The 24,159-nt window shown below is 64.2% G+C and carries 32 protein-coding genes; 14 read left to right on the top strand and 18 right to left on the bottom strand.

The features are described from left to right. Positions 1–5 precede the first annotated feature (5 nt). A complete protein-coding gene (locus ACEQZ0_RS05510; protein ID WP_370189168.1) occupies positions 6–278 on the bottom strand; it encodes a BolA family protein in 273 nt (90 codons plus the stop codon). 59 nt (positions 279–337) lie between these two features. Between ACEQZ0_RS05510 and ACEQZ0_RS05505 the strand changes: the two genes are divergently transcribed. Further along, the gene (locus tag ACEQZ0_RS05505; protein WP_370189166.1) at positions 338–931 is read left to right on the top strand and encodes a DnaJ domain-containing protein; all 594 of its coding nucleotides are present in this window, start codon (positions 338–340) and stop codon (positions 929–931) included. On the opposite strand, the gene ACEQZ0_RS05500 is transcribed toward ACEQZ0_RS05505, so the two are convergent. The 5 genes from ACEQZ0_RS05500 to ACEQZ0_RS05480 form a co-directional block, all read right to left on the bottom strand. Beyond that, positions 928–1,320 carry a DUF302 domain-containing protein gene (locus ACEQZ0_RS05500; RefSeq protein ID WP_370189163.1) on the bottom strand — a complete coding sequence of 131 codons (393 nt, stop codon included), beginning with the start codon at positions 1,318–1,320 and terminating at the stop codon, positions 928–930. The genes ACEQZ0_RS05505 and ACEQZ0_RS05500 overlap by 4 nt on opposite strands. Before the next feature lie 103 nt (positions 1,321–1,423). After that, positions 1,424–1,909, bottom strand: coding sequence for a VOC family protein (locus ACEQZ0_RS05495; RefSeq protein ID WP_370189161.1), 486 nt, complete (start codon positions 1,907–1,909; stop codon positions 1,424–1,426). Then, complete coding sequence (locus tag ACEQZ0_RS05490) at positions 1,902–2,531, bottom strand: glutathione S-transferase family protein (protein WP_370189159.1); 630 nt, start codon at positions 2,529–2,531, stop codon at positions 1,902–1,904. Before ACEQZ0_RS05490 ends, ACEQZ0_RS05495 begins: the two co-directional genes overlap by 8 nt. Before the next feature lie 14 nt (positions 2,532–2,545). Next, positions 2,546–2,899: a DUF1428 domain-containing protein gene (locus tag ACEQZ0_RS05485; protein ID WP_370189157.1), complete on the bottom strand. Its 354-nt coding sequence runs from the start codon at positions 2,897–2,899 to the stop codon at positions 2,546–2,548. Between the two features lie 72 nt (positions 2,900–2,971). After that, positions 2,972–3,817 carry an oxygenase MpaB family protein gene (locus ACEQZ0_RS05480; protein ID WP_370189155.1) on the bottom strand — a complete coding sequence of 282 codons (846 nt, stop codon included), beginning with the start codon at positions 3,815–3,817 and terminating at the stop codon, positions 2,972–2,974. A 107-nt stretch (positions 3,818–3,924) separates the two neighbouring features. On the opposite strand from ACEQZ0_RS05480, the gene cobS reads away from it, so the two are divergent. After that, the gene (gene cobS / locus ACEQZ0_RS05475) at positions 3,925–4,920 is read left to right on the top strand and encodes a cobaltochelatase subunit CobS (protein ID WP_370189152.1); all 996 of its coding nucleotides are present in this window, start codon (positions 3,925–3,927) and stop codon (positions 4,918–4,920) included. A gap of 60 nt (positions 4,921–4,980) precedes the next feature. After that, positions 4,981–7,170, top strand: coding sequence for a transglycosylase domain-containing protein (locus tag ACEQZ0_RS05470; protein WP_370189150.1), 2,190 nt, complete (start codon positions 4,981–4,983; stop codon positions 7,168–7,170). Here ACEQZ0_RS05470 and ACEQZ0_RS05465 read toward each other — a convergent pair. Next, positions 7,167–7,580, bottom strand: coding sequence for a PaaI family thioesterase (locus ACEQZ0_RS05465; RefSeq protein ID WP_370189148.1), 414 nt, complete (start codon positions 7,578–7,580; stop codon positions 7,167–7,169). The two genes, ACEQZ0_RS05470 and ACEQZ0_RS05465, sit on opposite strands and share 4 nt — an antisense overlap. A gap of 1 nt (position 7,581) precedes the next feature. Next, positions 7,582–8,028, bottom strand: a complete 447-nt coding sequence (locus tag ACEQZ0_RS05460; RefSeq protein WP_370189146.1) for a PaaI family thioesterase — start codon at positions 8,026–8,028, stop codon at positions 7,582–7,584. Between the two features lie 131 nt (positions 8,029–8,159). Here ACEQZ0_RS05460 and ACEQZ0_RS05455 point away from each other — a divergent pair, with 131 nt between their 5' ends. The 3 genes from ACEQZ0_RS05455 to ACEQZ0_RS05445 are packed head-to-tail and all read left to right on the top strand — an operon-like array spanning position 8,160 to position 10,194. Then, the gene (locus ACEQZ0_RS05455) at positions 8,160–8,315 is read left to right on the top strand and encodes a hypothetical protein (RefSeq protein ID WP_370189144.1); all 156 of its coding nucleotides are present in this window, start codon (positions 8,160–8,162) and stop codon (positions 8,313–8,315) included. Between the two features lie 14 nt (positions 8,316–8,329). Continuing rightward, the gene (locus ACEQZ0_RS05450) at positions 8,330–9,310 is read left to right on the top strand and encodes a hypothetical protein (RefSeq protein WP_370189142.1); all 981 of its coding nucleotides are present in this window, start codon (positions 8,330–8,332) and stop codon (positions 9,308–9,310) included. Then, positions 9,298–10,194: a transposase gene (locus ACEQZ0_RS05445; RefSeq protein ID WP_370189140.1), complete on the top strand. Its 897-nt coding sequence runs from the start codon at positions 9,298–9,300 to the stop codon at positions 10,192–10,194. Before ACEQZ0_RS05450 ends, ACEQZ0_RS05445 begins: the two co-directional genes overlap by 13 nt. Here the strand turns inward: ACEQZ0_RS05445 and ACEQZ0_RS05440 are convergent. The 9 genes from ACEQZ0_RS05440 to pyrE are packed head-to-tail and all read right to left on the bottom strand — an operon-like array spanning position 10,185 to position 16,026. Continuing rightward, entirely contained in the window at positions 10,185–10,346 is a 162-nt protein-coding gene (locus tag ACEQZ0_RS05440) for a hypothetical protein (protein ID WP_370189138.1), read from the bottom strand. The two genes, ACEQZ0_RS05445 and ACEQZ0_RS05440, sit on opposite strands and share 10 nt — an antisense overlap. Before the next feature lie 11 nt (positions 10,347–10,357). Next, positions 10,358–10,846 carry a Holliday junction resolvase RuvX gene (gene ruvX, locus ACEQZ0_RS05435; protein WP_370189136.1) on the bottom strand — a complete coding sequence of 163 codons (489 nt, stop codon included), beginning with the start codon at positions 10,844–10,846 and terminating at the stop codon, positions 10,358–10,360. Next, positions 10,822–12,060: a DUF3089 domain-containing protein gene (locus ACEQZ0_RS05430; protein ID WP_370189134.1), complete on the bottom strand. Its 1,239-nt coding sequence runs from the start codon at positions 12,058–12,060 to the stop codon at positions 10,822–10,824. The genes ruvX and ACEQZ0_RS05430 overlap by 25 nt, the downstream gene beginning before the upstream one ends. Further along, entirely contained in the window at positions 12,050–13,162 is a 1,113-nt protein-coding gene (locus tag ACEQZ0_RS05425) for an AI-2E family transporter (RefSeq protein ID WP_370189132.1), read from the bottom strand. The genes ACEQZ0_RS05430 and ACEQZ0_RS05425 overlap by 11 nt, the downstream gene beginning before the upstream one ends. 23 nt (positions 13,163–13,185) lie before the next feature. After that, positions 13,186–14,103 carry a signal peptidase I gene (lepB, locus tag ACEQZ0_RS05420; protein WP_370189130.1) on the bottom strand — a complete coding sequence of 306 codons (918 nt, stop codon included), beginning with the start codon at positions 14,101–14,103 and terminating at the stop codon, positions 13,186–13,188. Beyond that, on the bottom strand, positions 14,061–14,462 hold the full coding sequence (gene acpS, locus ACEQZ0_RS05415) for a holo-ACP synthase (protein WP_370189129.1): 402 nt from the start codon (positions 14,460–14,462) through the stop codon (positions 14,061–14,063). Before acpS ends, lepB begins: the two co-directional genes overlap by 43 nt. Continuing rightward, positions 14,459–14,707, bottom strand: coding sequence for a hypothetical protein (locus ACEQZ0_RS05410; protein WP_370189127.1), 249 nt, complete (start codon positions 14,705–14,707; stop codon positions 14,459–14,461). The genes acpS and ACEQZ0_RS05410 overlap by 4 nt, the downstream gene beginning before the upstream one ends. Further along, positions 14,708–15,448 (bottom strand): pyridoxine 5'-phosphate synthase, encoded by a 741-nt coding sequence (locus ACEQZ0_RS05405; RefSeq protein ID WP_370189125.1) that lies wholly within the window; start codon positions 15,446–15,448, stop codon positions 14,708–14,710. Next, positions 15,445–16,026 carry an orotate phosphoribosyltransferase gene (gene pyrE, locus ACEQZ0_RS05400; RefSeq protein WP_370189123.1) on the bottom strand — a complete coding sequence of 194 codons (582 nt, stop codon included), beginning with the start codon at positions 16,024–16,026 and terminating at the stop codon, positions 15,445–15,447. Before pyrE ends, ACEQZ0_RS05405 begins: the two co-directional genes overlap by 4 nt. Positions 16,027–16,237: 211 nt before the next feature. On the opposite strand from pyrE, the gene coxB reads away from it, so the two are divergent. From coxB to ACEQZ0_RS05365, 7 genes are all read left to right on the top strand, one after another. Next, positions 16,238–17,260: a cytochrome c oxidase subunit II gene (gene coxB, locus ACEQZ0_RS05395; protein ID WP_370189121.1), complete on the top strand. Its 1,023-nt coding sequence runs from the start codon at positions 16,238–16,240 to the stop codon at positions 17,258–17,260. A 30-nt stretch (positions 17,261–17,290) separates the two neighbouring features. Next, entirely contained in the window at positions 17,291–19,003 is a 1,713-nt protein-coding gene (ctaD, locus tag ACEQZ0_RS05390; protein ID WP_370189119.1) for a cytochrome c oxidase subunit I, read from the top strand. 85 nt (positions 19,004–19,088) lie between these two features. Further along, positions 19,089–20,048, top strand: a complete 960-nt coding sequence (locus tag ACEQZ0_RS05385) for an alpha/beta fold hydrolase (RefSeq protein ID WP_370189117.1) — start codon at positions 19,089–19,091, stop codon at positions 20,046–20,048. A 23-nt stretch (positions 20,049–20,071) separates the two neighbouring features. Next, complete coding sequence (locus ACEQZ0_RS05380) at positions 20,072–20,989, top strand: heme o synthase (RefSeq protein ID WP_370189115.1); 918 nt, start codon at positions 20,072–20,074, stop codon at positions 20,987–20,989. A gap of 124 nt (positions 20,990–21,113) precedes the next feature. Beyond that, positions 21,114–21,686 carry a cytochrome c oxidase assembly protein gene (locus tag ACEQZ0_RS05375; protein ID WP_370189113.1) on the top strand — a complete coding sequence of 191 codons (573 nt, stop codon included), beginning with the start codon at positions 21,114–21,116 and terminating at the stop codon, positions 21,684–21,686. A 66-nt stretch (positions 21,687–21,752) separates the two neighbouring features. Further along, complete coding sequence (locus ACEQZ0_RS05370) at positions 21,753–22,574, top strand: cytochrome c oxidase subunit 3 (RefSeq protein WP_370189111.1); 822 nt, start codon at positions 21,753–21,755, stop codon at positions 22,572–22,574. Between the two features lie 86 nt (positions 22,575–22,660). Further along, positions 22,661–23,245, top strand: coding sequence for an SURF1 family cytochrome oxidase biogenesis protein (locus ACEQZ0_RS05365; RefSeq protein ID WP_370189109.1), 585 nt, complete (start codon positions 22,661–22,663; stop codon positions 23,243–23,245). Here the strand turns inward: ACEQZ0_RS05365 and ACEQZ0_RS05360 are convergent. Then, positions 23,236–23,715: an SRPBCC family protein gene (locus ACEQZ0_RS05360; RefSeq protein ID WP_370189107.1), complete on the bottom strand. Its 480-nt coding sequence runs from the start codon at positions 23,713–23,715 to the stop codon at positions 23,236–23,238. The genes ACEQZ0_RS05365 and ACEQZ0_RS05360 overlap by 10 nt on opposite strands. A gap of 49 nt (positions 23,716–23,764) precedes the next feature. Between ACEQZ0_RS05360 and ACEQZ0_RS05355 the strand changes: the two genes are divergently transcribed. Then, a complete protein-coding gene (locus tag ACEQZ0_RS05355; protein ID WP_370189104.1) occupies positions 23,765–24,118 on the top strand; it encodes an ArsR/SmtB family transcription factor in 354 nt (117 codons plus the stop codon). Positions 24,119–24,159: the final 41 nt, after the last annotated feature.

Genomic DNA, 24,159 nt, shown 5'->3' with positions numbered 1-24,159 from the left:
GTCTCCTAGCTCGTGGGTGCGGAGGCCTGGATGGCGAGGGCATGCACCCGCTCGCCGGGAATATCGCCCAGGGCCTTGTTGACCATGCGCTGGCGCTCGAGCCGAGACCTGTCGGCAAAGACGGGGGCTTCGATCACGACCGTAAAGTGCGATTCACCGCTGCCATCGTCGCCCGAATGGCCCGCATGCTTGGCGCTGTCGTTGATCACCTCGAGCCGGGTCGGGTTGAAGGCCTCGGTCAGAAGGCGTTCCATTTCCTGCTGGACTGGTCCTGGCACGGGTTCGAATCTCCTCTCGAGGGTTTCCTTAGCGCAGTTCGCTCCCCATTCTATACCGAATGCGCCAGACAAAGTTTCACGGACGGTACGAAGATACGGGCAGGGTGTGCGCGCATCCGGCTTGCAATGAAGCGGGCGAATTCCGTGCTCCCGGAGGACGCGGGCATGGATTCGACGGCCCCGGAGAATGGCGCTGGCTGTGCCTCGACCACGTCCGCGAATTCAACGCCGGCTACGACTGGTTCGATGGTATGAGCGCGGAAGAAATCTATCATGCGCAGGCCCCCGGCGCGGGCTGGCGGACCGAACAGCCCGCCTACCGCCCGACTGCCGGGGTCGACGGAATGCCGCGCTGGGCCGACTACGATGACCCGCTGGAGGCGATCGCCGCGCGCGCCTCGGGCATCAAGAGCCGCGCGCGGCGCGAGGCGGAAATGGCCATGGACGGCCGCTTCTCGAAGGAAGAGGCGCTGGCACTCGAGACGATGGGTCTGGGCCTCGACACCGACCGCCGGCGCTTGCGCAGGCGCTATTCGGAACTCGTGCGGCGCTATCACCCCGACAGGAACGGTGGCGACCGGCAATACGAAACACGGCTGGGCCGCGTGGTCGAGGCTTACCAGATGCTCCGAAAATCGCGGGCGATTGGCTAGGATCCGAGGCTGTCGATGACCTTCGACAGCCTGTCGCGGATTTCAGCAGCCGCCGCATGGAGCTTGGGATTGTCGATCGCCTGCATCGACGCAACGGGGTCGATCGCAGCCACTTCGGTGCGGTTTTCGTCGAGTTGCTGGACGATCACGTTGCAGGGCAGCATGGTCCCGACCTTGTCCTCGATCTGGAGGGCTTCGAAGGCAGCTTTCGGATTGCAGGCGCCGAGGATCGTATAGGGCCGGAAATCGGCGCCGATCTTCTTCTTCAGCGTTTCGCGCATGTCGATCCGCGTGACGACGCCGAACCCTTCTTCGGCAAGCGCGCTTTCGACCCGTGCAATCGTATCGTCGACATTCGCGTGCAGTTGTGTGGACAGGTAATATGCCATGGAACCTCCTTACCCGTGCCAACCGGAGAAGGCCGGGCCCGGTTCCTGAAAGGGTGGATTTCGTCCGTCGGCGGAATCGCCGCCGCGCAACGCTCTCTCCAGCTCACTCCTCCGCGAGTGCTGCTTCGATCGCGGCATGATCGATCTTCACCATCTGCTGCATCGCCGCGAACACGCGCCCGCGCGTCGCCGGATCGTCGTGCGCCAGCCCCTTCATCAACACCCGCGGGACCACCTGCCAGCGGATGCCGAAGCGATCAGTCAGCCAGCTGCACGCCATGGGCGCCCCGCTCTCGCCGAGCAGCGCCTGCCAATACCGATCGGTCTGCTCCTGCGTATCGGTAAAAACCTGCAGCGACATGGCGTTGGTGAAGCTGTCGTCCGTATTCCCGTTCATCGCCATCGTCCGCAGGCCGAGCAGGGTCAAATCGACGGTCAGCACATCGCCCGCCTTGCCGCCGGGCCAGTCGGTCGGCGACCGGTTGATCGCGTGAATTTCGCTGTCGGGAAAGAGGTCGCAATAGAACCGCGCCGCCTCTTCGGCGCCATTCCGGAACCACAGGCTGAGGGCGATTTTCTCCTCAGTCATCGGCCTGTGCCTCGGCGATCAGTTTCATGTCGATCGCCCGCGCTTTGTTATAGGCACTGCGCTTGCGCAGCCGCGCGGCATATTCCTCGAACGCGCCGCGCTTGGGTATCGACCCGAAATCCATGCCCCAGGTGATGTGACTGCCGACATAGACGTCGGCCATCGTGAAACGGTCGCCGCAGACGTAGTCGCGGTCGCTCATCAACGTTTCCAGCGTGTCGATGGTGCGTTCGTATGTGCCGAATCCGGCCGTCATCTGCTTGTCGAAGGGGACCGTCCACCCCATCGAATTCGCGACGATCGCCTGTTCGAGCGGACCGGCGGCGAAGAAGAAATAGCGGAAGTAATCGGCCATCTCCTCCGCCCGGGGAGCGAGCTCGGGCGCGTGCATGGCCGCGAGATAGTGGCAGATTGCCGCGCATTCGGTGACGACGTGCTGGTGGCCGTTGTGATTGTGGACCAGAGTCGGAACCTTGCCCATCGGATTGACCGCCAGCAGCGCGTCCGGCTTGTCCTCCCAGTCCACCAGCTGCGTCTCGTATTCCGCCCGCGCCTCGTGCAGGGCCCAGCGCGCGATCTGCCCGCGGCTCATCGGATTGGTGAACAGGACGAATTCGGCCATGATCCTCGTCCCTTTCAGCGTCCCAGCGAGTAGATCGGTGTAAACCCGCCGTAGATCAGTCGCTTGCCGGCAAAGGGCATCTCCTCGGGCGGTTCCATTTCCTCGTCCTCCTGCATCAGCCTTTCGGCTTCTTTGCAGGTCTCCTTGTCGGGCCAGACGACCCAGGAGAAGACGATTTGCTCGCCCTCCTCGGCCTGCACGGCCTTGCGAAAATCGGTGTGCGTGCCGTCCTTGATATCGTCTTCGATGGTCTCGACGATTTCGAGTGCGCCATAGCGCCGGAATATCTCGCCGGCCTGTTTCGCCATGGCGATGTAGGCGTCCTTCTTGCCCGGCAGGACGGGCAGGACGAATCCTTGTACATACATGCCAGTACTCCTCTCCGCTGCGAGACATAGCACAGCCTTTGCGAGTCGCCTTGCGGCAGGTCGCTTTCGGATTCAGTTCTGGCGGAAGGCCCAGCGCAGCGTCTTGCCCATGCCCCAGGTCGCGGCGCGCGCGGGGAGGGCGGCGAGGCCCGGACGCTCGAGGCCGAGCATCGAGCGCGCGAAGGGTGGCAGCAACGCCACCGCTTCCGCGCCTAGCATCGCCTGCACGGCGGGGGGCGATCCCCGGGGGCGCTGGGTCAGGACGAGCTGTGCAATCTCGCGCGCGGCGGGCGAACTTGTCAGCTCGGCGCGCATCTCGCGGAAAATCGCTTCGGCCTCGCGCCGGTTTTCCGGAACCGGATCGGCCCCCAATGCCCCGGCGACGACCGCGAACTGCCGGTAATATTCATCCTGGTCGCTCCCGGGCATGGCGGGGCGTACATGACGGATGTAGGCGGCAAGGAAGCTGGTAGCCTCGGCCACATGGACCCATGCCAGGGTGCGCGGATCGGTGGCCGAATAGGGGGAGCCGTCGGGCAGCGTGCCGTCGACCTGCGCATGGATGCGGTTGACCCGCTCGATCGCCGCCATGGCATCGTCGCGCCGGCCGAAGGTCGTAACCGCAATGAAGCGCGCGGTGCGGCGCAGCCGCCCGTGCATGTCGCTGCGAAAGTTCGAATGGTCGATCACGCCCTGCAGCGCATGCGGGTGCAGCATCTGCAGCAGCAGGCCGCGGATCCCGCCGACCATCATCGCGACGACATCGGCATGGACCATGCGGATCGGCGTGTCCTTGACGAACAAAGCTTCGTCGGAGGGAGGGACGGGCTTCTGTCCGCCCTCGACATCGTTGAAGATGCCGCGCACGCGCTCGACGAGCTTCAGGCGGAGACGTTCGGAGAGCGGCGTCGGCGGCATTCGCGCGAGTATGCGACCGGCAGGAAGGCGAGTCGAGGGTCGCTTGGGATGCGGCGCGATTTCGTTGCTTGCAGCTACCTATTCATCCGTCTACGCCGCCAGACGCGATGAACGATATGACCGACAAGACCTTCGACGCTTCCGCCAAAACCGTGCTTCCCGCGCCCGACACCACCGTCGACGTACGCGAGACGTTCGGGATCGATATCGACTGGCAGGTGCCTGCATTCAGCAAGCCGGACGAGCGCACGCCCGATCTCGACGAGGCCTATGTCTTCGATCCGGACACGACGTTGGCGATCCTCGCCGGCTTTGCCCACAATCGCCGCGTCATGGTGCAGGGCTATCACGGCACCGGCAAGTCGACGCATATCGAACAAGTCGCCGCGCGCCTCAACTGGCCCTGCGTGCGGATCAATCTCGATGCGCATATCAGCCGTATCGACCTCGTCGGGCGCGACGCAATCGTGCTGCGCGACGGGTTGCAGGTCACCGAATTCCGCGAGGGCCTGCTGCCCTGGGCGCTGCAGCACCCGGTGGCGCTGGTGTTCGACGAATACGATGCCGGCCGTCCGGACGTGATGTTCGTGATCCAGCGCGTTCTCGAACAGCAGGGCAAGCTGACGCTGCTCGACCAGAACCGCGTGATCCGCCCAGATGCGGGCTTCCGCTTGTTCGCCACCGCAAATACCGTCGGCCTCGGCGACACCAGCGGACTGTATCACGGCACGCAGCAGATCAACCAGGGCCAGATGGACCGCTGGAACATCGTCGTCGGCCTCAATTACCTGCCCGCCGAAACCGAGCAGAAGATCGTCGAGGCGAAGAACCCCGAGATCGATCCCAAGATTCTCGCCGACATGATCAAGGTCGCCGACCTCTCGCGCCAGGGCTTCATCAACGGCGACATCTCCACTGTGATGAGCCCGCGTACGGTGATCACCTGGGCGCAGAACTACGCCATCTTCAAGGATGTGGGCTTTGCCTTCCGCCTCAGCTTCCTCAACAAGTGCGACGAGGAAGAACGGATGCTGGTGGCCGAATACTACCAGCGCGTGTTCGGCGAAGACCTGCCCGAAAGCGTAGTCGGCAAAGCCTCGTAAAGCAGGGTTCATCGGACGTCCCCTATGCATAGCTGTGTTGTTTCGTTAACACAGTAGACGATGGGCGTTTTCGATTCCTTCCGGCGCAAGGCCGAACCGCAGGCGGAGGTCCCGGCGCATCGCGGCTATTACGCGACGCATGAGGCGCTCGACTACGACGATTGGGACGACCGCCTCGACCGGCTCGACACCGCGCTGGAGGCCGAGGAGCGCAAGCGCCTGCGTTTCTGGCAGCGCGACTATTGGCGCGGGCGACGCAAGCGCTGGTGGGCGGTCCGCCTTGTCGCGGGTGTGCTCGGCCTGTTCATGGTGCTCTTCGCCTGGCTGGCGATCACCGCACCGCTCTCAAAGTCGCTCGAACCCATCGCCGCACCGCAGATCACGCTGCTCGCCGCCGACGGCACGCCGATCGCGCGCAACGGCGCGATCACCGACGAACCTGTCGAGGTGGCGAAACTCCCGCCGCATGTGATCGAGGCCTTTCTCGCGACCGAAGACCGGCGCTTCTATTCGCACTGGGGCGTCGATCCGCGCGGCATCGCCCGCGCCGCCCTTACCGGCACGGGCGGGGGCAGCACGATTACCCAGCAGCTCGCGAAATTCACCTTCCTCACGCCCGAGCGGACGCTGACGCGCAAGGCGCGCGAGGCGCTGATCGCCTTCTGGCTCGAAGCCTGGCTGACCAAGGACGAGATCCTCAGCCGCTACCTCTCGAACGCCTATTTCGGCGACAACGTCTATGGGCTGCGTGCCGCGAGCCTTCACTATTTCTACCGCAAGCCGGAGAACCTCAAACCCAACCAGGCGGCGATGCTCGCGGGTCTCCTGCAGGCACCCAGCGCCTATGCCCCGACGCGGCACTACGATCGGGCGAGCAAGCGCATGGCGATCGTGGTTCAGTCGATGGTCGCCGCAGGCTACCTGACCGAGGCCGAGGCGCGCGCGATGAAACCTCCCGCGCTCGACGTGCGCACGCGCAACGACCTGCCGACCGGGACCTATTTCGCCGACTGGGCGCTGCCCGAGGCACGCGACCAGACCGAACAGGGCTATTCGCGGCAGACATTGACCACCACGCTCGACGCCCGGTTGCAGAACATCGCCCGCCAGGTGACGCAGGGCGCGCCGCTCGGCGAGGCGCAGGTGGCGCTCGTGGCCATGCGGCGCAATGGCGAGGTGGTGGCGATGATCGGTGGCAAGGACTACGCCCAATCGCCCTTCAACCGGGCAACGCAGGCGCGACGCCAGCCCGGATCGACCTTCAAGCTGTTCGTCTATCTCGCCGCTTTACGCGCAGGGTGGAGCCCCGACGACCCGATCGCCAATACCGAGATTACCGAAGGGAGCTATCGTCCCAAGAATTCGGGGGGACGCTATTCGGAAAGCCTGACCCTCGAGCAGGCCTTTGCGCGCTCGAGCAATGTCGCCGCGGTCCGCCTGCTGGGCGAGGTCGGGAGCGAAAAGGTCATCGCCACTGCGCGCGATCTGGGCGTCACCGCGCCGCTTGCCAAGGGTGACCCGAGCCTGGCGCTCGGCACTTCTACCATGTCGCTGCTCGAATTGACCTCGGCCTATGCCGCGGTGGCGGCGAATGAATATCCGATCGAGCCGCATGCCTTCGCGCGGCCCGAGCGTGGATTCTTCGAGAACCTGTGGGACGGGCCTTCGAGCTTCTCGTCCTCGACCCAGCGGGCCATGGAAAGGATGCTGCGCTCCGCGATCAACAACGGCACCGGGCGCGCGGCCATGCTGCGCGGTCCGAACTTCGGCAAGACCGGCACCACGCAGGACAATCGCGATGCGCTGTTCGTCGGCTATGCCGGAGATCTGGTGGTCGGGGTGTGGATCGGCAATGACGACAACTCTCCGCTCAAGGGCGGAATCAGCGGGGGCGGGCTGCCTGCGCGCATCTGGCGCGATTTCATGAACCGCGCGATGAATGTGAAAGCTGCGCCGAGCAGGCCCGAACCGCGCCAGCAGGACGATCCGGGTGGCCCGATCGAACCGCTCGACGTGCCCGACATCGGTGACATTCCGTTGGGTGGCGGCAATTCGCGCCTGCGTATTCGCGACGGCGAGGCGATCCTCTCGACCGAGATCGATGGCGTTCCGCTTGATATCTCGATCGGCGATGGCGGCCTTGCGGTCGATCCGGCGGCGATCGAGGAGGCCCGCAGGCGCGCTGACGAACGGCGGGCCGAAGCGCGCAACCGCCGCGAGGAAGCCGCGGCGCAAGAGCCGCGCAACTAGCCTTCTGGTTCGGCCATGAAGACGTTCATCACCGCGGTGGCGATCGGACGATTGCGATCGTCCTGCCATGCCTCGACGGTAATGTTGGCGCTGCGCCGCCCAAGCTTGGTGATCCGCCCCTGCGCATAGCTGGTGCGGCTCTTGCCCGCAGCGAGATACTGCACGGTGATGTTGATCGGCTTGAGCATCGCGGAGCGGCCCTGGCGCGCGAGTTCGGCGCGCAGCGCGGCATAGCCTGCCGTTTCGAGCAACCCGCCGGTTGCCCCTCCGTGGTAATGTTTTGGCCGGCCCTCGACCGTTTCGTCGAACGGCACCGACAGGATCGGCGTGCCGTCCTCCCAGGTATCGAGCGCGATGCCGAGCGAGCGGGCATAGGGAGTGAGGGCATCGATCTCGGGATTGTCCGTCATCTCAGAGCCTCGTCGTCGGTGCGATTTTCATGAACACCGCTTGGATGTGCGCCACCGGATCCTCGGCCTCGCCGTCATGCGCCAGCCCGCGCACGAAGGCCGCGCTGCGCGTGACACGGTAGCATTGCGAGCGGCCGAACACGCTGGCGCCTTCGCGCGCGGGCCGGACGTAATCGACGCGCAGGTCGAGCGTGGCGATGGCGGTGAATTCGTCCATCGCGCGCCAGATCGCCATGCCGCTCGCCATGTCCATCAGGCTGAGGATCGGGCCCGAGGCAAGCACACGCTGTCCTTCCTCGCCCAGCAGGTCCTCGCGCCAGGGCAGTTCGAGTTCGACCCAGTCGTCGCCATGGTCGGAATATTTCAATCCCAGCCAGCCCGAATGTCCCCGCCCGGTAAAGAAGGACGTGGCCTTGGCGGGATCGAATTTGCGCTCCTGTTCGCTCATCGCGGGCTGCGATAGCCGCGCGGCTGCGGACCTTACAATCCTTTAATTTCACCTCCTCGCCCAGCTCCGCTAGCCTCTCTCGCGGCGGGCGCGAACAGGGGGTTCGGTGGCTGCCTGGAATAGAGGAGAAAATGATGGATCTTCCCAAGATCGAGCTGGGCAGTCTTCCGGATCTGGATACCATGAGCGGCCTGTTCGGCAGCCTGTCGGCGGGCGGCTCGGACGATACGATCGTGGCGATCATGGTCTATGTCTACGACCATACGCTGTTCGACATGCTGCTCTGATCAGCGGGCGGGGCATGCAGATCGATCCGCAGATCGGCGCGCTGCGCGGTGATCATGCCGCGCAGCGCGCAATGCAGCGGGCGGTAGCCGATGCAATGGCGCAATGCCGGCACGATCCCGCCCTGTCCCCGGTGCTGACGGATCTCGAATCCTACGGGACGGGAGTTCCGCTTTCCGACTGCACGCATCTCGCGGCGCTGTTCGCAGCGGAGGGGTCTGCGCGAAAGGCAATTGAACCATTTGTGCGGCGCCTGGTGACGCTGCAGCGCGCCTATCCCTTGGCGCTACTCGCCTTTCGCCACCAGTCCGGCACTGGATTTCACTTTCTGCAGATTGCGGGAAAGGGGCGCGCCACGCTCGGGCTGGCGCTCCACGAGGGCGGAGCGCATTTCGCCGCCCCGACGACCGCGACTTTCTCCGATGCCGAGCGTCATGAAGCGGTGCTCGCCGGTGAGGCCGAGATATCCATGCTCGAAATCGCCCGCGAAAATGGTGAGCATGCCATGATCGTGGAGCACCGCCGACAGGTGTCGACAGGCACCATCTTCACCTGTTCGGGCAGGAAGCAATCACGGATCGTCCGCAGCCTTGCAAGCCGACTGCTGGTTCTGCGGCTCGCCCGCACCGGCGAGGAGATGCTGCCTGCGCGGCAATTCGCGCTGCCTTCGGGAAGGCTGGTTCATCGCGCGTGTGGCGACCGGCGCGAAAGCCGGCACGAAATGATGCTGACCCTGCTTGGCCGCATGGGGCGCTGCGATGCCGCGCCACTCCTGGCCGATCTCGCAGTGCAGGACGGGGCCGGTGGCGAGCAGTTCCGCTGGCAGGCCCTGCGCGAATGCCTCGCCCTCGACGCCGCGGCAGGCTTCCGCGCCCTTTCCAGCATCGCCGAGGTTCCGGCCGATCCGCTGGCGCGGCCCGCGCAGGAGCTGCGCACGAATCTGGTCCAGACGCATCCTCAACTGGCCGAACTGGAACCTGCGCCATGCCTCGCGTGATCGCCAATACCCAGAGCTGTCCCGCCAGCCTCGCCGAGACGGTGGAGGTGCTTGCCGAAGGCTTCAATCCAAACGACGATGCCAGCACACTGGAGGCCGCAGCGGCGCTTGAACGGCTCGCCCGCAACAGCAGCTTTCTCGGCGATCTGCTGGTCGCGCAACTGCAGGAGCGCCATCGTGACGCTTTCGAAGACAGCGCCTATGGCCCGCAGGCGATCGTGCTTTCTCCATTGCGGGGCGGCTGTTTCCTGCGCGCCAATATCTGGCCGAGCGAGGACGAAAGCTGCTTTCGCGCAAGCGGCGCGCGCAGTTTCGTCTACGGTATCCCGCACGATCACAATTTCGATTTTCTCACCGCAGGTTATTTCGGGCCCGGCTATCGCAGCGACTACTACGAAATCGACTATGAAGCGATCGCCGGTTTCGGCGGCGAGGAGGTCCCGCTGCGTTTCGTCGAGCGTAGCGCGCTCCATGAAGGCAGACTCATGCATTATCGCGCGCATGTCGATGTCCACGCGCAGCTTCCCCCGGTATCCACTTCGGTTTCGCTCAATCTCATGCGGGTCGATGCGGGGCAGGACTGGTTCGACCAGTACGGGTTCGATCTAGAGCGCTCGACTGTGGCACGCATTCTCAATCCCTCTGCCAGCGAGACCTTCTTGCGCTGCGCGGTCGCGCTGGGCGATGCCGAGGCGCTCGATCTTGCGGAAGGGTTCGGTCGGACGCATCCGAGCGCCCGCATGCGGCTGGCCAGTTTCGAAGCGCGCGCAGGCCTGCTCGAGAGCGACGAGGACCGGGACCGATTGTGGCGCGAGGCGGAGCGGGGCGGCAGCCTCATGCTGGCCGAGGAAGCCCGTCTGCGTCGCGCGGCTCTTCAGCCGTAGAGGATGGCGAAGAGCCCGAAGCCCAGCAGCAGGAAGATCGTAGCAAGCACTGCCAGCGCGCGCGACAGCGAGCGTTCACGATGCGCCAGCCCGGTATCGGGATCGGATCCTTCGCCCAAGGCGAGGTGCCGGAGAGCATCGATAAGCCGCATGGCGGCTGCGACTATAGTCCGCCGCCGGCCAGTGCGTCTATCGCGCCCTGCAGGATTACCGCTGCGGCGTGGCTGTCGATCTTTTCCGCACGCCGTGCGCGGCTCATATCCTGTCCGATCATGGCGGCTTCGGCACTGGCGGTCGACCAGCGCTCGTCCCACAGCAGGATCGGCAAAGCGAGCGCCACACCCAGGTTCCTCGCATAGGCGCGACTGGCCTGCGCCCGCGGCCCTTCGCTTCCGTCCATGTTGCGCGGCAGGCCAATCACCACGCCCTTGATCGAGCGCTCCGCAACGATCGAGCGCAAGGTCCCGCAATCCTTAGTGAACTTGCTGCGCGCGATTGTCTTGCCCGCAGTTGCATAGCGCCATCCCGGATCGCAGGTTGCGACGCCGATCGTCTTGGTGCCGAGATCGAGCCCCAAAAGCGCGCCGCCCTCGGGAAGCGCGTCGCCATAGACGAGCGCACTGTCGGTTATGATGTGCGTGTCGTCGTCCATGTCTTCACCCGAGCGATGACATCCTCCTGCAGGTTCTTCCAGAACAGCGGAATGTCGTAGACGTGGTAATTGCCGCCGGGCAGAACGCCGGGTCCGAGATCGGGCGGATTACCGATATACAGCAGACCATCGGCGCCGCACCGAGCCGGAACAACCCCCCGCACCAGCTCGCCGCGCGACAGGCTGGCGTCTGGAACCAGCGTGCCGAGGTTGGCGTCGGCCGGGGCGGCGCCGTTGACCCCGCCGGTCAGCGGATTGACGCACAGGATCGGCCCATCGCCGCGCCGCTCGCCGTCGTACCCTACGGTAGCCTCGTAACGGCGCATGATCATCTGCGGATCGCCGTTGTCGGAGAACGTCGACCACGCGAGGAGGCAGGCGGCCTGACCGGGCGCAGCGCAGGCGGGGAGGGGCAGGGCGGGAAGATCATGTTCGACCGAAACCGGCCAGCCCGGCGCGTAGACCGCCGCGATACGTGCTTCGGTTGGCGTGCCCGCCACCTTCTCGCGCAGCAGCCGCAGGACGTGGGCGGCCCCCTGACTGTGGCCGGCGAGAACGATCGGCACGTCGGGGTTCACGCTGGCAAGGAAGTAGTCGAACGCCTGCGCAACGTCGGCATAGGCGGCATCGATCGCCTGTTGGGCTTCGGGCTTGTCGGTCAGGAATGCACCTGCCGCAGCCTGGCGGTATCGCGGCGCCCATAGTTCGTCGGCGCGGTTGAAGGGGCTGGCGATGCCCTTGAGAAACAGCCGCGCCCGGTTGTCGGTCGATTCGTCGTCGAGAGCTGCGTTCCAGTCTCCTCCGGCCTGGATATAGCTCGTCGGGGGGACGAAGAAGACGGCGAAGTCGGGCACGGCCTGGGCATCGGCTGCCTCGCCGGCGAGCGAGCCGGCGCTCGACAGCGGGTTGCGGCCCTCGAGACTGCGCTCGGCCGCCGGAGCCTCGGGAGAAGCGGGACGGTCCGAGGGCGCAGATACGGTTTGGGCGATGGCAGGCTGGTAGCGCGCCGGATCGTTCGTGCCCAGGCCCGGTCGCGAGTACCACATGGCCGGATCCTGATAGGCATTGGCGGCAAGCGGTTGTTGCTCGACGAATTCACCGCGCGGAACGAAGGCGATTTCGGTCGCCTCGCGCGACCAGATCGAAAGCGCGATCGCTCCGGCGATGATTGCGACGATGCAGACCGCCACGAAATAGAGAAACTTACGCGCCATTGCCGACACCCTCTTCGCCTTGGTTCTCGTCCGCCTGCTCGGCCCGGCGTTCCAGCGCGACCTTGATCATTGCCAGCAGCGGATCGGCCAGGAACAGGCCGAGAATTCCGAACAGGATACCCATGATCAGCTGGAAGGCGAGAACCAGCGCAGGGGCCAGGTCGACCGTCTTCTTGGCGATCATCGGGATGACAATATAGCCGTCGAAGTTCTGGACGAAGAAATAGACCAGGATCGTGTATATCCCCATCTCGACCCCACCTGAAAATCCGACCAGCACCATCAGTGCGCCCGAGATGATCGCGCCTAGGTTGGGGACGAAGGCCAATAGTCCGGTCAGGATCGCGAGGAGAGCTGCCATCGGCACCACGCCGATACCGACAAGCGGGGCGACCACGGCCAGCATGACATAGGTGAACACCGCTTCGACCACCATGCCGAGCAGGCGGCCCGCCATCAATCGGCGCATGGTCTGGCCCATCCGCGCCGTCGTCACATAGAAGCGCGCGCGCTGTTCGCGCGGCAGCATCCAGGCGACGCCGCGCTCGTACAGCTGCGGGTCGATGGCGACATAGACACCGATCACCACGATGAGCAGCATCGTCGCCGCTCCGCCCAGTATTCCGCCGAGCGCCTTGGTGACGGTGCTGATCCCGCTGCCGATATTGCCGAGATAGTTCTGCAGCTGCGACTGGTCGATCTGGAACCCTTGCGCGCGGGCCCAGGCAAACATCTCGCCCAGCTGGCGTTCGATGATCGCGGGGAACTGGGCGGCTTCCTGCGAAATCGTCGACCCGGCAAAATAGCCGAGCCAGACGAGGAAGGCGACGGTCGCGGCAAGGACGATCGCGACGCGCACGCTCCGCCTTATATCGAGTGCGCGGCCGAGAAGACGCGCGCCGCCATCGATCATCGAGGCGAAGACCATTGCGCCGAAAATGACCAGCAGCGGGCGCGCGATCCATACCGCCAGGACAACCGTTCCGACCACGGCGACCCACACCATGGCACGCGACATTTCATGGCGAATGCGCGGGTTGTTGATCCGCGAGGGGCTGGTGCCGAGATCCCGGCTGCTGTTGTCCTGCGACTCGTCGGCCATGCGCGTCCCCTGATCCAGTGCCTTTAGCGCTCGGGAGCGCCTTTTCGTTCCGCGATGGCGGGTCGCAGGGTCGACCAGGCCCGCCCTTCGCGCAGGCTGGTCCACCAGGTGATCGGATTGAGCGTGGTCGTGCCGTCGAGCGAGAAGGTTATGAATTCGGCGCGCCCGCCGATATTTTCGAGCGGTACTGGACCGAGGAGGCCGCGCGAATTGTTGAGCTCGCGGCTGTCCGCGGAGTGGTCGCGATTGTCGCCCATCACGAAGACGTGGTCTTCGGGCACCGTGATCTCGGGGAAATTGTCGAGTTCCTGGTTCTGGTGGTCGATGACGAGATAGGTCGCACCATTGGGGAGCGTCTCGCGCAATACCGGCACGCGGCAGACGCGCCTTCCCGCCGAGGTCACTGCACGAAAATCGTCGAAGCCGAAGCCGTCGCAGCGCGAATTGGCATCAAGCGGCAGGTCGAGCGCTGGCTCGACCTTCTGTTCGACCGGCGTGCCATTGAGGATGATCTGGCCGTTGCGCACCGCGATCCGGTCGCCGGGCAGGGCGACGACGCGCTTGATATAGTCCTCGTCCTTATACGGATGCACCGGAATGACGATGTCGCCATATTCTGGAGTCGCGCCGAACAGTCGCCAGTGGCCGCGCGGGGCGAGATGGAAGCTGATCGAGCTCCAGTTCCAGCCATACGGATATTTGCTCACCACCAGCCGGTCGCCGACCAGCAGGTTGGGCATCATCGATTCCGAGGGGATGTAGAACGGCTTGGCGATGAAGCTGTGGAAGGCGAAGACTGCCAGAAGCATCAAGGCAAGGCCGCGGATTTCCGCGATCCAGTCGACCTTCTTGTCGGATTCGGTTTCGGAGGACTTCTTCACTGTCGTGGCGCCGGTGGTCACTGGGGTAGGGCCTCGATGATGACGTAGGCCTGGGCCCATGGATGATCGTCGGTGAGGGTAAGATGAATGCGCGCCTCATGGCCCTGCGGCACCATTTCCGCAAGCACGATCGCCGCACCGCCGGTGAGCGCAAGCGTGGGCGCGCCCGATGTCGCGTTAACTACACCGATGTCCTTCATGAACACCCCGCGCCGAAAGCCGGTGCCGACCGCCTTCGAGAAAGCTTCCTTGGCGGCGAAGCGCTTGGCGTAGGTGCCGGCGATGGTGAAGGGGCGGCGCCGTGCCTTGGCGATCTCGATTTCGGTGAACACGCGGTTCTCGAACCGCTCGCCGAAGCGGTCGAGCGAATTCTGGATGCGCTCGATGTTGCACAGGTCCGAGCCGAGGCCAATTATCATCGATCCCTCCTCCAGCGACACAGCGGCGCACCAGCCAAATGATTGATCGTGCGTCTGCCCGCCTCTGCTAAAAACCCCGCGAACAGGATCAGTCCCGCCGCAGGGATCAACAAATCGTCGCCGATGCTTCCCTCGATCTCACCGGAACTGACGTTGGCGACGATGAGGATAGGGACGACGATCAGGAAGAGGAAGAAAGTGGCCCTGAGCGAGCGCCAGATGTTCAAGGCGTTCTGTTCCGACAATTATCGCGCCTCATCCATAAGTGCGCGCATCCGGCGAACCGCCGCCTCGAGCCCGACGAACACCGCCTCGCCGACAAGGTAGTGGCCGATGTTGAGCTCGGCGAGCTCGGGTATCGCGGCGATCGGCTTGACGTTGTCATAGGTGAGGCCATGGCCGGCATGCGGCTCGATCTCCATCTCGCGTGCCAGCTTCGACATCGCCGCGATGCGCTCGAGCTCCGTTGCCTCGCGATCTTTATCGCCGTCGATGCCTGCGTGGGCGTATTCGCCGGTGTGGAATTCGACCACCGGTGCGCGCAGGCGCTGCGCAGCTTCGAGCTGGCGCTCGCTGGCTTCGATGAACAGCGAGACGCGAATGCCGTTGTCGGCAAGCTTCCACACGATCGGAGCAAGCTGGTTGTGCAGCCCTGCCGCGTCGAGCCCGCCCTCGGTGGTGCGCTCCTCGCGCTTTTCGGGGACAATGCAGGCGGCATGCGGCTTATGCGAAAGGGCAATGGCCAGCATTTCTTCGGTCGCCGCCATCTCGAGGTTGAGCGGAAGGTCGGTTGCCGCCTGGATGCGCTTCAGGTCCGCATCGCGGATGTGGCGCCGGTCCTCACGCAGATGCGCGGTGATACCGTCGCCGCCGACGGCTGCCACGATTTCCGCGGCACGCACCGGATCTGGATGATCGCCCCCGCGCGCGTTCCTGATCGTCGCGACGTGGTCGATATTGACCCCGAGGCGCAGGCGCCCGCTCAAGCCGCGCGGCTCCCGGGCTTGGTCACGGGAATGGCCGCGAGCTCTGCGGGAATTTCATCCTCGGCATAGGTCGGGAAATTGATGTCGACCAGCGGGAAGAAGGGCACGCCCAGATCGGCCGAGCCGTTCGACCGGTCGACGAGCGCGACTTCGGCGATCACTTTGCCGCCCTCACGCCCGACCGCCTCGATCGCCTCGCGGCTGGAGAGGCCGGTGGTGACGACGTCCTCGACCATCAGCACCTTGGCGCCCGGGTCCAGGCGGAAGCCGCGGCGGAGGTGGAACTCGCCTTCGGGCCGTTCGAGGAACATCGCGTCCTTGCCCAGCGCCCGGCCCATTTCCTGACCGATGATGATCCCGCCCATAGCCGGGCTGACCACCACGTCGATCTGGCTGCGGATGTCGCGCGGAATTTTCTGCGCGAGCGCGAAAGCGAGGCGTCCTGCGCGCTCGGAATTCATCAGCACGCGGGCGCATTGGAGGTAGTGGCCGCTGTGACGTCCGCTCGAGAGCTTGAAGTGGCCTTCGAGCAGGGCTTCGCTGGCGCGGAATTCGTGGAGGATTTCTTCATCGGTCATGGCGCGTGCGTCCAAAGCGCCTCGCGCGCGTTTGCGCAAGAGGCAAAGGTGCTTGCACATTTTTATCGGCCACCCGCTTGAGGCTGGCGCAATCCCTGCCTATAGGCGGGCGCAATCGGGCCCTGCCACAGGGATGCGTCCCGCCGTGCACGCGGGATTCGCATGGTCAAGAGGTCCGGACGACGACACGACACGAAAGAGTGCCAAGACGATGAAAATTCTCGGCTCCCTCAACGGGTTCCACCGCATTGTCGCCAGTCTGGCGATGGCCGCGATGTTGGCTTTCGGCGCGCAGGGCGCCATGGCGCAGGATGCCGCCGAAGCGACCGATACCGCGCAGCTCGAACTGGTCGATCAGGCCGGAGCCACCGACGCGTCGAGCGAGGCCGTGGGCGCCTACACCCCGATGAAGCCGACCGCAGGCAAGGGTATGCCGACCCCCGGCGGGATCGACGTCCAGCAGCAGTTCTCGCCGATCGGCCACCAGGCCAATGCACTGCACATCGGCCTTGTGTGGGTCATGGCCCTTATCAGTGTCTTCGTTCTCGCGCTTTTCGTCTGGGTCGTGCTCAAGTACAACAAGCGCGCCAACCCCTCGCCGTCCAAGACCAGCCACAACACGCTGATCGAAGTCATCTGGACGGTCGTGCCTGCGCTGATCCTGCTGGGCATCGCGATCCCCTCGATCGGCCTGCTCAGCGCGCAGTACAAGACGCCGCCCAAGGATGCGATCACGATCAAGGCGACAGGCTATCAGTGGTATTGGGGTTATACCTACCCCGACAATGGCGATTTCGAGATCGTCTCGAACATGCTGACCAAGGAAGAGGCCGATGCCCGCGGCGAGCCGCACCAGCTGGCGGTCGACAACCGCATGGTCGTGCCCGCCGGCGTGCCGATCCGCCTGCAGACGACTGCCGCCGACGTGATCCATTCCTTCGCGGTGCCGAGTCTGTGGTTCAAGCTCGACGCCGTCCCCGGCCGCCTCAACGAGAAGCTGCTCTTCATCGACGAGCCCGGCGTCTATTACGGCCAGTGTTCGGAATTGTGCGGCGCGCGCCACGGCTACATGCCCATCGCGGTCGAAGCGCTGCCGATGGATCAGTACAACGCCTGGGTTCTGGCGCAGGGCGGCAAGATCGCCGGCGCCGAAGAAGCGGCTGCCGCGGCCGCGCCGGCGGCTGAACCCGCAAGCGCCGAAGCCGGTGCGGCTCCTGCCGCCCCGACCGCCTAAGATTTTCGTTTAGCTCGAGAGTACAGCACGATGGCTACCACCGCCGACCACTTCGAGGCCCACCACGAGGACCATGCGCACGACGCCGATCACAAGCCCGGCTTCTTCGCGCGCTGGTTCATGTCGACCAACCACAAGGATATCGGCACGCTCTACCTGATCTTCGCGATCATCGCCGGCATCATCGGTGGCGCGATCTCGGGCATCATGCGCTGGGAGCTCGCCGAGCCGGGTCTCCAGGTCCTCAACCAGGTGGCGCCGTTCTTCGGTGCCGATCCGACGCAGATGGACCAGAACCTCCACATGTGGAACGTGTTCATCACCGCCCACGGCCTGATCATGGTCTTCTTCATGGTCATGCCGGCGATGATCGGCGGGTTCGGCAACTGGTTCGTGCCGCTGATGATCGGCGCGCCCGACATGGCCTTTCCGCGGATGAACAACATCAGCTTCTGGCTGACTGTGGCCGGCTTCGCCTCGCTGCTGTTCTCGCTTTTCGTGCCCGGCGGTACGGGGCCTGGAGCGGGCACTGGCTGGACCGTCTATGCGCCGCTCTCGACCACCGGCTCGCAGGGTCCCGCCGTCGATTTCGCGATCTTCTCGCTGCACCTTGCCGGTGCGGGCTCGATCCTTGGTGCGACCAACTTCATCACCACCATCTTCAACATGCGCGCACCGGGCATGACCCTGCACAAGATGCCGCTGTTCGTGTGGTCGGTGCTGGTTACCGCCTTTCTCCTGCTGCTGGCGCTGCCGGTTCTCGCGGCCGCGATCACCATGCTGATCACCGACCGCAACTTCGGCACGACCTTCTTCGATCCTGCCGGCGGCGGTGATCCGATCCTCTACCAGCACCTGTTCTGGTTCTTCGGCCACCCCGAAGTCTACATCATGATCCTGCCTGGCTTCGGCATGATCAGCCAGATCGTCTCGACCTTCAGCCGCAAGCCCGTGTTCGGCTATCTCGGCATGGCCTACGCCATGGTCGCGATCGGCGTGGTCGGCTTCGTCGTGTGGGCGCACCACATGTACACCGTCGGCCTCGACGTGAACACGAAGATGTACTTCACCGCAGCGACCATGGTCATCGCGGTCCCGACCGGCGTGAAGATCTTCAGCTGGATTGCCACGATGTGGGGCGGCTCGATCGAGTTCAAGAGCCCGATGGTCTGGGCGATCGGCATGATCTTCCTGTTCACCGTCGGCGGCGTCACCGGTGTCTACCTCGCCAATGGCGGCGTCGACGACGTGGTCCACGACACCTACTTCGTGGTGGCGCACTTCCACTACGTGCTGTCGATGGGCGCGGTGTTCTCGCTCTTCGCGGGCTTCTACTACTGGTTCCCGAAGATGAGCGGCAAGATGCACTCCGAACTGCTGGCCCACCTGCACTTCTGGGGCTTCTTCATCGGCGTGAACGTGATTTTCTTCCCGCAGCACTTCCTCGGCCTGCAGGGCATGCCGCGTCGTTATCCCGATTACGCGGATGCCTATACCTACTGGAACGAGATCAGCTCGCTCGGTTACGTCATCATGGCGGGTTCGATGATCTTCTTCTTCATCAACCTCGTCTACGCTTTCACCGCAGGCAAGAAGGCGGCTGACAATCCGTGGGGCGAAGGCGCAACGACGCTCGAATGGAGCCTGTCGAGCCCGCCGCCGTTCCACCAGTTCTCGACCCTGCCGGTGATCGAGGATCATCATACGGCGCACGATCATCTGAGCGAGGCCAAGCCCGCCTGATCCTGCGGTCGAAAGACTGGACACGAAAGAGCGGCCGGTCCCATGGTGGATCGGCCGCTTTTTCATGCCCCAAGGGAGTAAGGCCATGCCGCGTATGCACACCGTCGATACCGGAAAGGTCAGCCTGCGCTGCGCCATCGAAGGCGAGGGGCCGCTCGCCATCATGGTCCACGGTTTTCCCGAAAGCTGGTACAGCTGGCGGCACCAGATCGGCCCCGTCGCGGATGCCGGGTTCACCGCCTGCGCGATCGACGTGCGCGGCTATGGCGGGTCGGACAAGCCGCACCCCGTCGGCGCCTATGCCATGGAACACATCGTCGGCGATCTCGTCGGCCTGCGGCACGCGCTCTCGCCCGATGAAAAGGCGATCCTGATCGGACACGACTGGGGTGCGCCGATCGTGTGGAATTCGGCGCTCACCCATCCCGAAGATTTTCGTGCTGTTGCCGGGCTCTCTGTGCCCTTCGCCGGCGTGCCGAACAGACCCTTCACCGAGGTCTTCCGCGAGCATTTCACCAGCCAGGGGCGCTTCTTCTACCAGGAATATTTCCAGGAACCCGGCATTGCCGAGGCCGAGGCGGAGAAGGACCCGCGCGAATTCGTCGAGCGGATGATGTATTCGATCAGCGGCGACGTGCCGCCGGGCGATTACTGGAACAAGCCGGTCGGCGCGACCTTTCTCGAAGGTCTGCCCGATCCCGAGCCGGTTCCCTGGCTGACCGAGGACGATCTCGATTTCTACGAGGCGGAATTCAAGTCCTCGGGATTTCGCGGGCCGCTCAACCGCTACCGCAATCACGAGGCTGATTTTGCCTGGCTGCAAGCCTGGAAGGGAAGGGCGATCGAACAGCCTGCCCTGTTCATCGGGGGGACCCGTGATCCGGCGACTTTCCTGTTCGGCGCGGTCACCGATCCGATCGGGATGATGACGGCTTTCGCCCCCGCAGTCGAAGGCCATATTCTGGAAGGTGTTGGCCACTGGACCCAGCAGGAACGGCCCGATGCCGTGAATGCCATCCTGATCGACTGGCTAAACCGCCTCTAACGCCCTATATGGCGCCCGATTCCATGACCCAGACCCTTCCCTCCCAGCTGCCCGCCGACTGGCGCGATTTCTTTGCGCTGACCAAGCCTCGCGTGATGAGCCTGGTGATCTTCACCGGACTGTGCGGTCTGCTCGCCGCACCCGGCAGCATCCACCCGGTGCTTGGTTTCACCGCTATCCTGTGCATTGCGCTCGGTGCGGGTGGCGCGGCGGCTCTGAACCAGTGGTGGGAAGCCGATATCGACGCCGGCATGAAGCGCACCCAGGCGCGGCCGTTGCCGGCTGGCCGCCTGCAACGCACCGACGCACGCGATTTCGGCGTCCTCATCTCGGTCGCCTCGGTGCTGATCATGGGGCTGGGCGTGAACTGGCTCGCCGCAGCCATCCTTGCGCTGTCGATCGTCTATTACGCAGTGATCTACACCATCTGGCTCAAGCCGCGCACGCCGCAGAACATCGTCATCGGCGGCGGAGCAGGGGCCTTCCCGCCGTTGATCGGCTGGGTCGCGGTGACGGGTGACATCACGCTGATGCCGGTACTCCTGTTCCTGATCATCTTCATGTGGACCCCGCCGCATTTCTGGGCACTCGCGCTGTTCGTGAAGACCGATTATGCCAATGTCGGCATCCCGATGATGCCGGTGGTCAAAGGGGAGAAATCGACCCGCCGCCAGATCTTCGTCTATGCCGTGCTGCTGGTGCCGATCGCCGCCGCGCCGTGGTTCATCGGCGGGACGGGCTATGTTTACGGTATTGCGGCGCTCGCACTGTCGCTTGCTTTCCTTGCGCTTTCGCTTCCCGTCGCCTTCCGGCAGACAGGGGAGACCGATACAATGAAGCCCGAGAAGCGCCTGTTCGCTTTCAGCATACTCTATCTTTTCGCCCTGTTCGCCGCGCTGGTGGCGGATCGGGTCCTGGCCAACAACGGATGGATCGCATGACCCCCGAAGAAGAAGCCGAGTTCCGTCGCCGACAGAAGAGCCGCAATCTCGTGGTGGGCGGCATATTGCTGTTTCTGGCGCTGCTGTTCTACGTGATCACCATCGCGCGGATGTGAGGCCCGGTATGAGTGTAGAGGCCCTCGATACACGCAAGACCCGCACCGCCATGATTGCCATCCTTATGGCGCTCGGCATGCTCGGCCTCGGCTTTGCGGCCGTCCCCCTTTACCGCATGTTCTGCCAGGTGACCGGTTTCGGCGGTACTACTCAGCGGGCCAGCCAGAGCGATGCGGCGCAAGCGGCGCGTTTCGCCGACAGCGCGGCTGCGCGGACGATCTCCATTCGCTTCGATGGCAACACCGCCGCCGACGTTCCGTGGAGCTTCCATCCCGAACATCCCACCGACACGGTGACGATCGGCCAGCGCGACATGGCGATCTATATCGCCAAGAACAATTCCGACGAACGGATAACCGGTACCGCCACATTCAATGTCGAGCCTGAGCAGGCGGGCGCCTATTTCAACAAGATCCAGTGCTTCTGTTTTACCGAGCAGGTCCTCGAGCCGGGTCAGGAGGTGCGCATGCCGGTGCTCTACTACGTCGATCCAAAGGCGCTCGACGACCCCAATATGAAGGGAGTAGAGCAGATCACTCTCTCCTACACTTTCCACCGGGCACTGGAATCTGCAGAGTAGCCCCTAGACCCGCGCGCATTGGCGCATTAAGGGCACCCGCAAAGCGAAACCCAGGACGCGAGTACAATGGCTGGCAACGTCAATCACGAATATCACATCCTCGAACCCGATATCTGGCCGCTGATCGGCTCGATCTCGGCGCTGACCTTCACCAGCGGCATGGTGCTCTACATGCACGAGATGGCGAGTGCGCACCTTGTGCTCGGCCTCGGCATCGCCGGCCTGATCGCCACCTTCTTCAGCTGGTTCTCGAACATCGTGAAGGAAGCCGAGCGCGGCGATCACACGCCGGTCGTGCAGCTGCACATGCGTTACGGCATGATCCTGTTCATCGCTTCCGAAGTGATGTTCTTCGTCGGCTGGTTCTGGAGCTGGTTCGACTTCGCGCTGTTCCCCAGCGAGCTGTCCGACGTCGTCGGCGGGGTCTTCCCGCCCAAGGCGATCGAAGCGGTGATCGATCCGTTCAGCCTGCCGCTGCTCAACACGCTGATCCTGCTGTGCTCGGGCACCACGGTGACCTGGGCGCACCACAGCCTGATCCATGGCGACCGCGAAGGACTCAAGAAGGGGCTGTGGCTGACCATCCTGCTCGGCATTCTGTTCACGAGCATCCAGGCCTATGAATACGCGCATGCGCCGTTCGGCTTCGGTGGCAACACCTACAGCTCGGCCTTCTACATGGCGACCGGCTTCCACGGCTTCCACGTGCTGGTCGGCACGATCTTCCTGATCGTCTGCCTCGTGCGCACCTACAAGGGCCACTTCACCCCGCGGCAGCACTTCGGCTTCGAAGCGGCGGCATGGTACTGGCACTTCGTCGACGTCGTGTGGCTGTTCCTCTTCGTCGCCGTGTATGTCTGGGGCGGCTGGGGCGCTGCCATCCACTGATGTCTGCGGACAAGTACGAAAAACGCGAAGGGCAGCCCGGTTATGCCGAGGCTGCCCTTCTCGGTTTGCAGCAGGGTTGATCGATCATGCGCGTTCCCGTGGTTCCGACTGCCATCGTTGCCTTCGCCATCGCGACGATGATCGCGCTCGGCTTTTGGCAACTGGACCGCAAGGGCGAAAAGGAAGCCTTGATCGCGCATGCCGAACAGGCGCTGACGATCCCGACCGAGATCGACTATCCGCGCGATCCAGACCGGCGCGAGGACGCGCTGTACCGCCGCACCTCGGTGACCTGCCTTTCCGCCAGTGGGGCGACCACCGTGGCTGGCACGAGCAGGCGGGGAGAGAAGGGGGTCGCCCAGCGCGTCTCCTGCGCGCTTGCCGATGGAGGAGCGGCCACGATCGACTTGGGGTTTTCGCGTGACCCCGCACCGATCACCTGGAGTGGGGGCCAGGTCCGCGGCATCATCGCGCCGGGTGGCCGGATCGTCGCGACCGATCCGGTGGCCGGGCTCGAGCCGCTCGCGCTGCCCGATCCGCGCGACCTGCCCAACAATCACCTCGCCTATGCCGGCCAATGGTTCTTCTTCGCACTGACCGCGCTGGTGATCTACATTCTCGCGCTGCGGCGCCGGCGAAATCCTCGTTCAACGGGAGCGGACTACTTGTAGAATCCCTCGCGCAGATTGATGCCGTGTTCGATCCACATCTTGAGCGCGCAGAGCATGCCGGTCCATCCTTCGCAATTCATATAGGACCCGCGCAGCCCGCCGGGCGTCTCGCGCCAGCCCTCCTCGACGATTTCCACCAGTGTCCGCCCGTCGTCGGTGGGTTTGAACAGCATGGTGACGGTGGTCCGGTAGTCGGTTTCGACACCCTTGGCGCCGATCTCGCCGCTGTCGCCCTCGTGCGCACCCCATTCGAGGACGATCTTTTCGTTCGGCACGACCTCAATCACTTCCACGGGAAAGGCGCCGGGGAAGTCGTGGAAATCCCAAGTGAGCGTGGCGCCTTCCTCTATCCGGCCCTGGGCACCGCCGGTCGTGAAATAGTTCGACAGCTTCTTCGGATCCGCGACCGCTTCGAACACCTCGGCCACGGGCTTCGCGATCCGTCCGGCCACTCTGAATTTGATTTCCATCGCCAAACCTCCTCTTGAGTCGCGTTCAAATATGTTATAAAAACATAACATGTCAAACGAAGGCGATCTTGACGCGATCTTTAAGGCGCTGGCCAACCCAGTTCGCCGGTCGATCTGCGATGCGCTGAAGCTGCGCCCTCTGACCACCAAGCAGCTATGTGCGGAGTTTCCCAATCTCGATCGGACCACGGTGATGATGCACTTGCGGGTTCTTGAGGAGGCGGGGCTGGTGGTCCCGGTGCGCAAAGGACGCGAGCGCTTCAACCATCTCGACGCCATGCCGATCCACGACATACATGAACGCTGGATTGGGCCCCATGCAGCGCAGGCGGTGCAGGGGCTTTCGCGCCTCAAGCGGGACCTCGAAGCGGTCGAGGACAAGGAAAAGCAAACCACCGACTAGGCCGGCTTGCTTGCCCGGTGCTCTGTGCCTCGCTAACCGCT

Origin of the sequence: Qipengyuania sp. (genome assembly GCF_964227205.1) — a bacterium.
Classification (GTDB): Bacteria; Pseudomonadota; Alphaproteobacteria; order Sphingomonadales; family Sphingomonadaceae; genus Qipengyuania.
The sequence above is the reverse complement of the archived record's forward strand: the minus strand, read 5'-3'. Positions and strand labels throughout refer to the sequence as shown.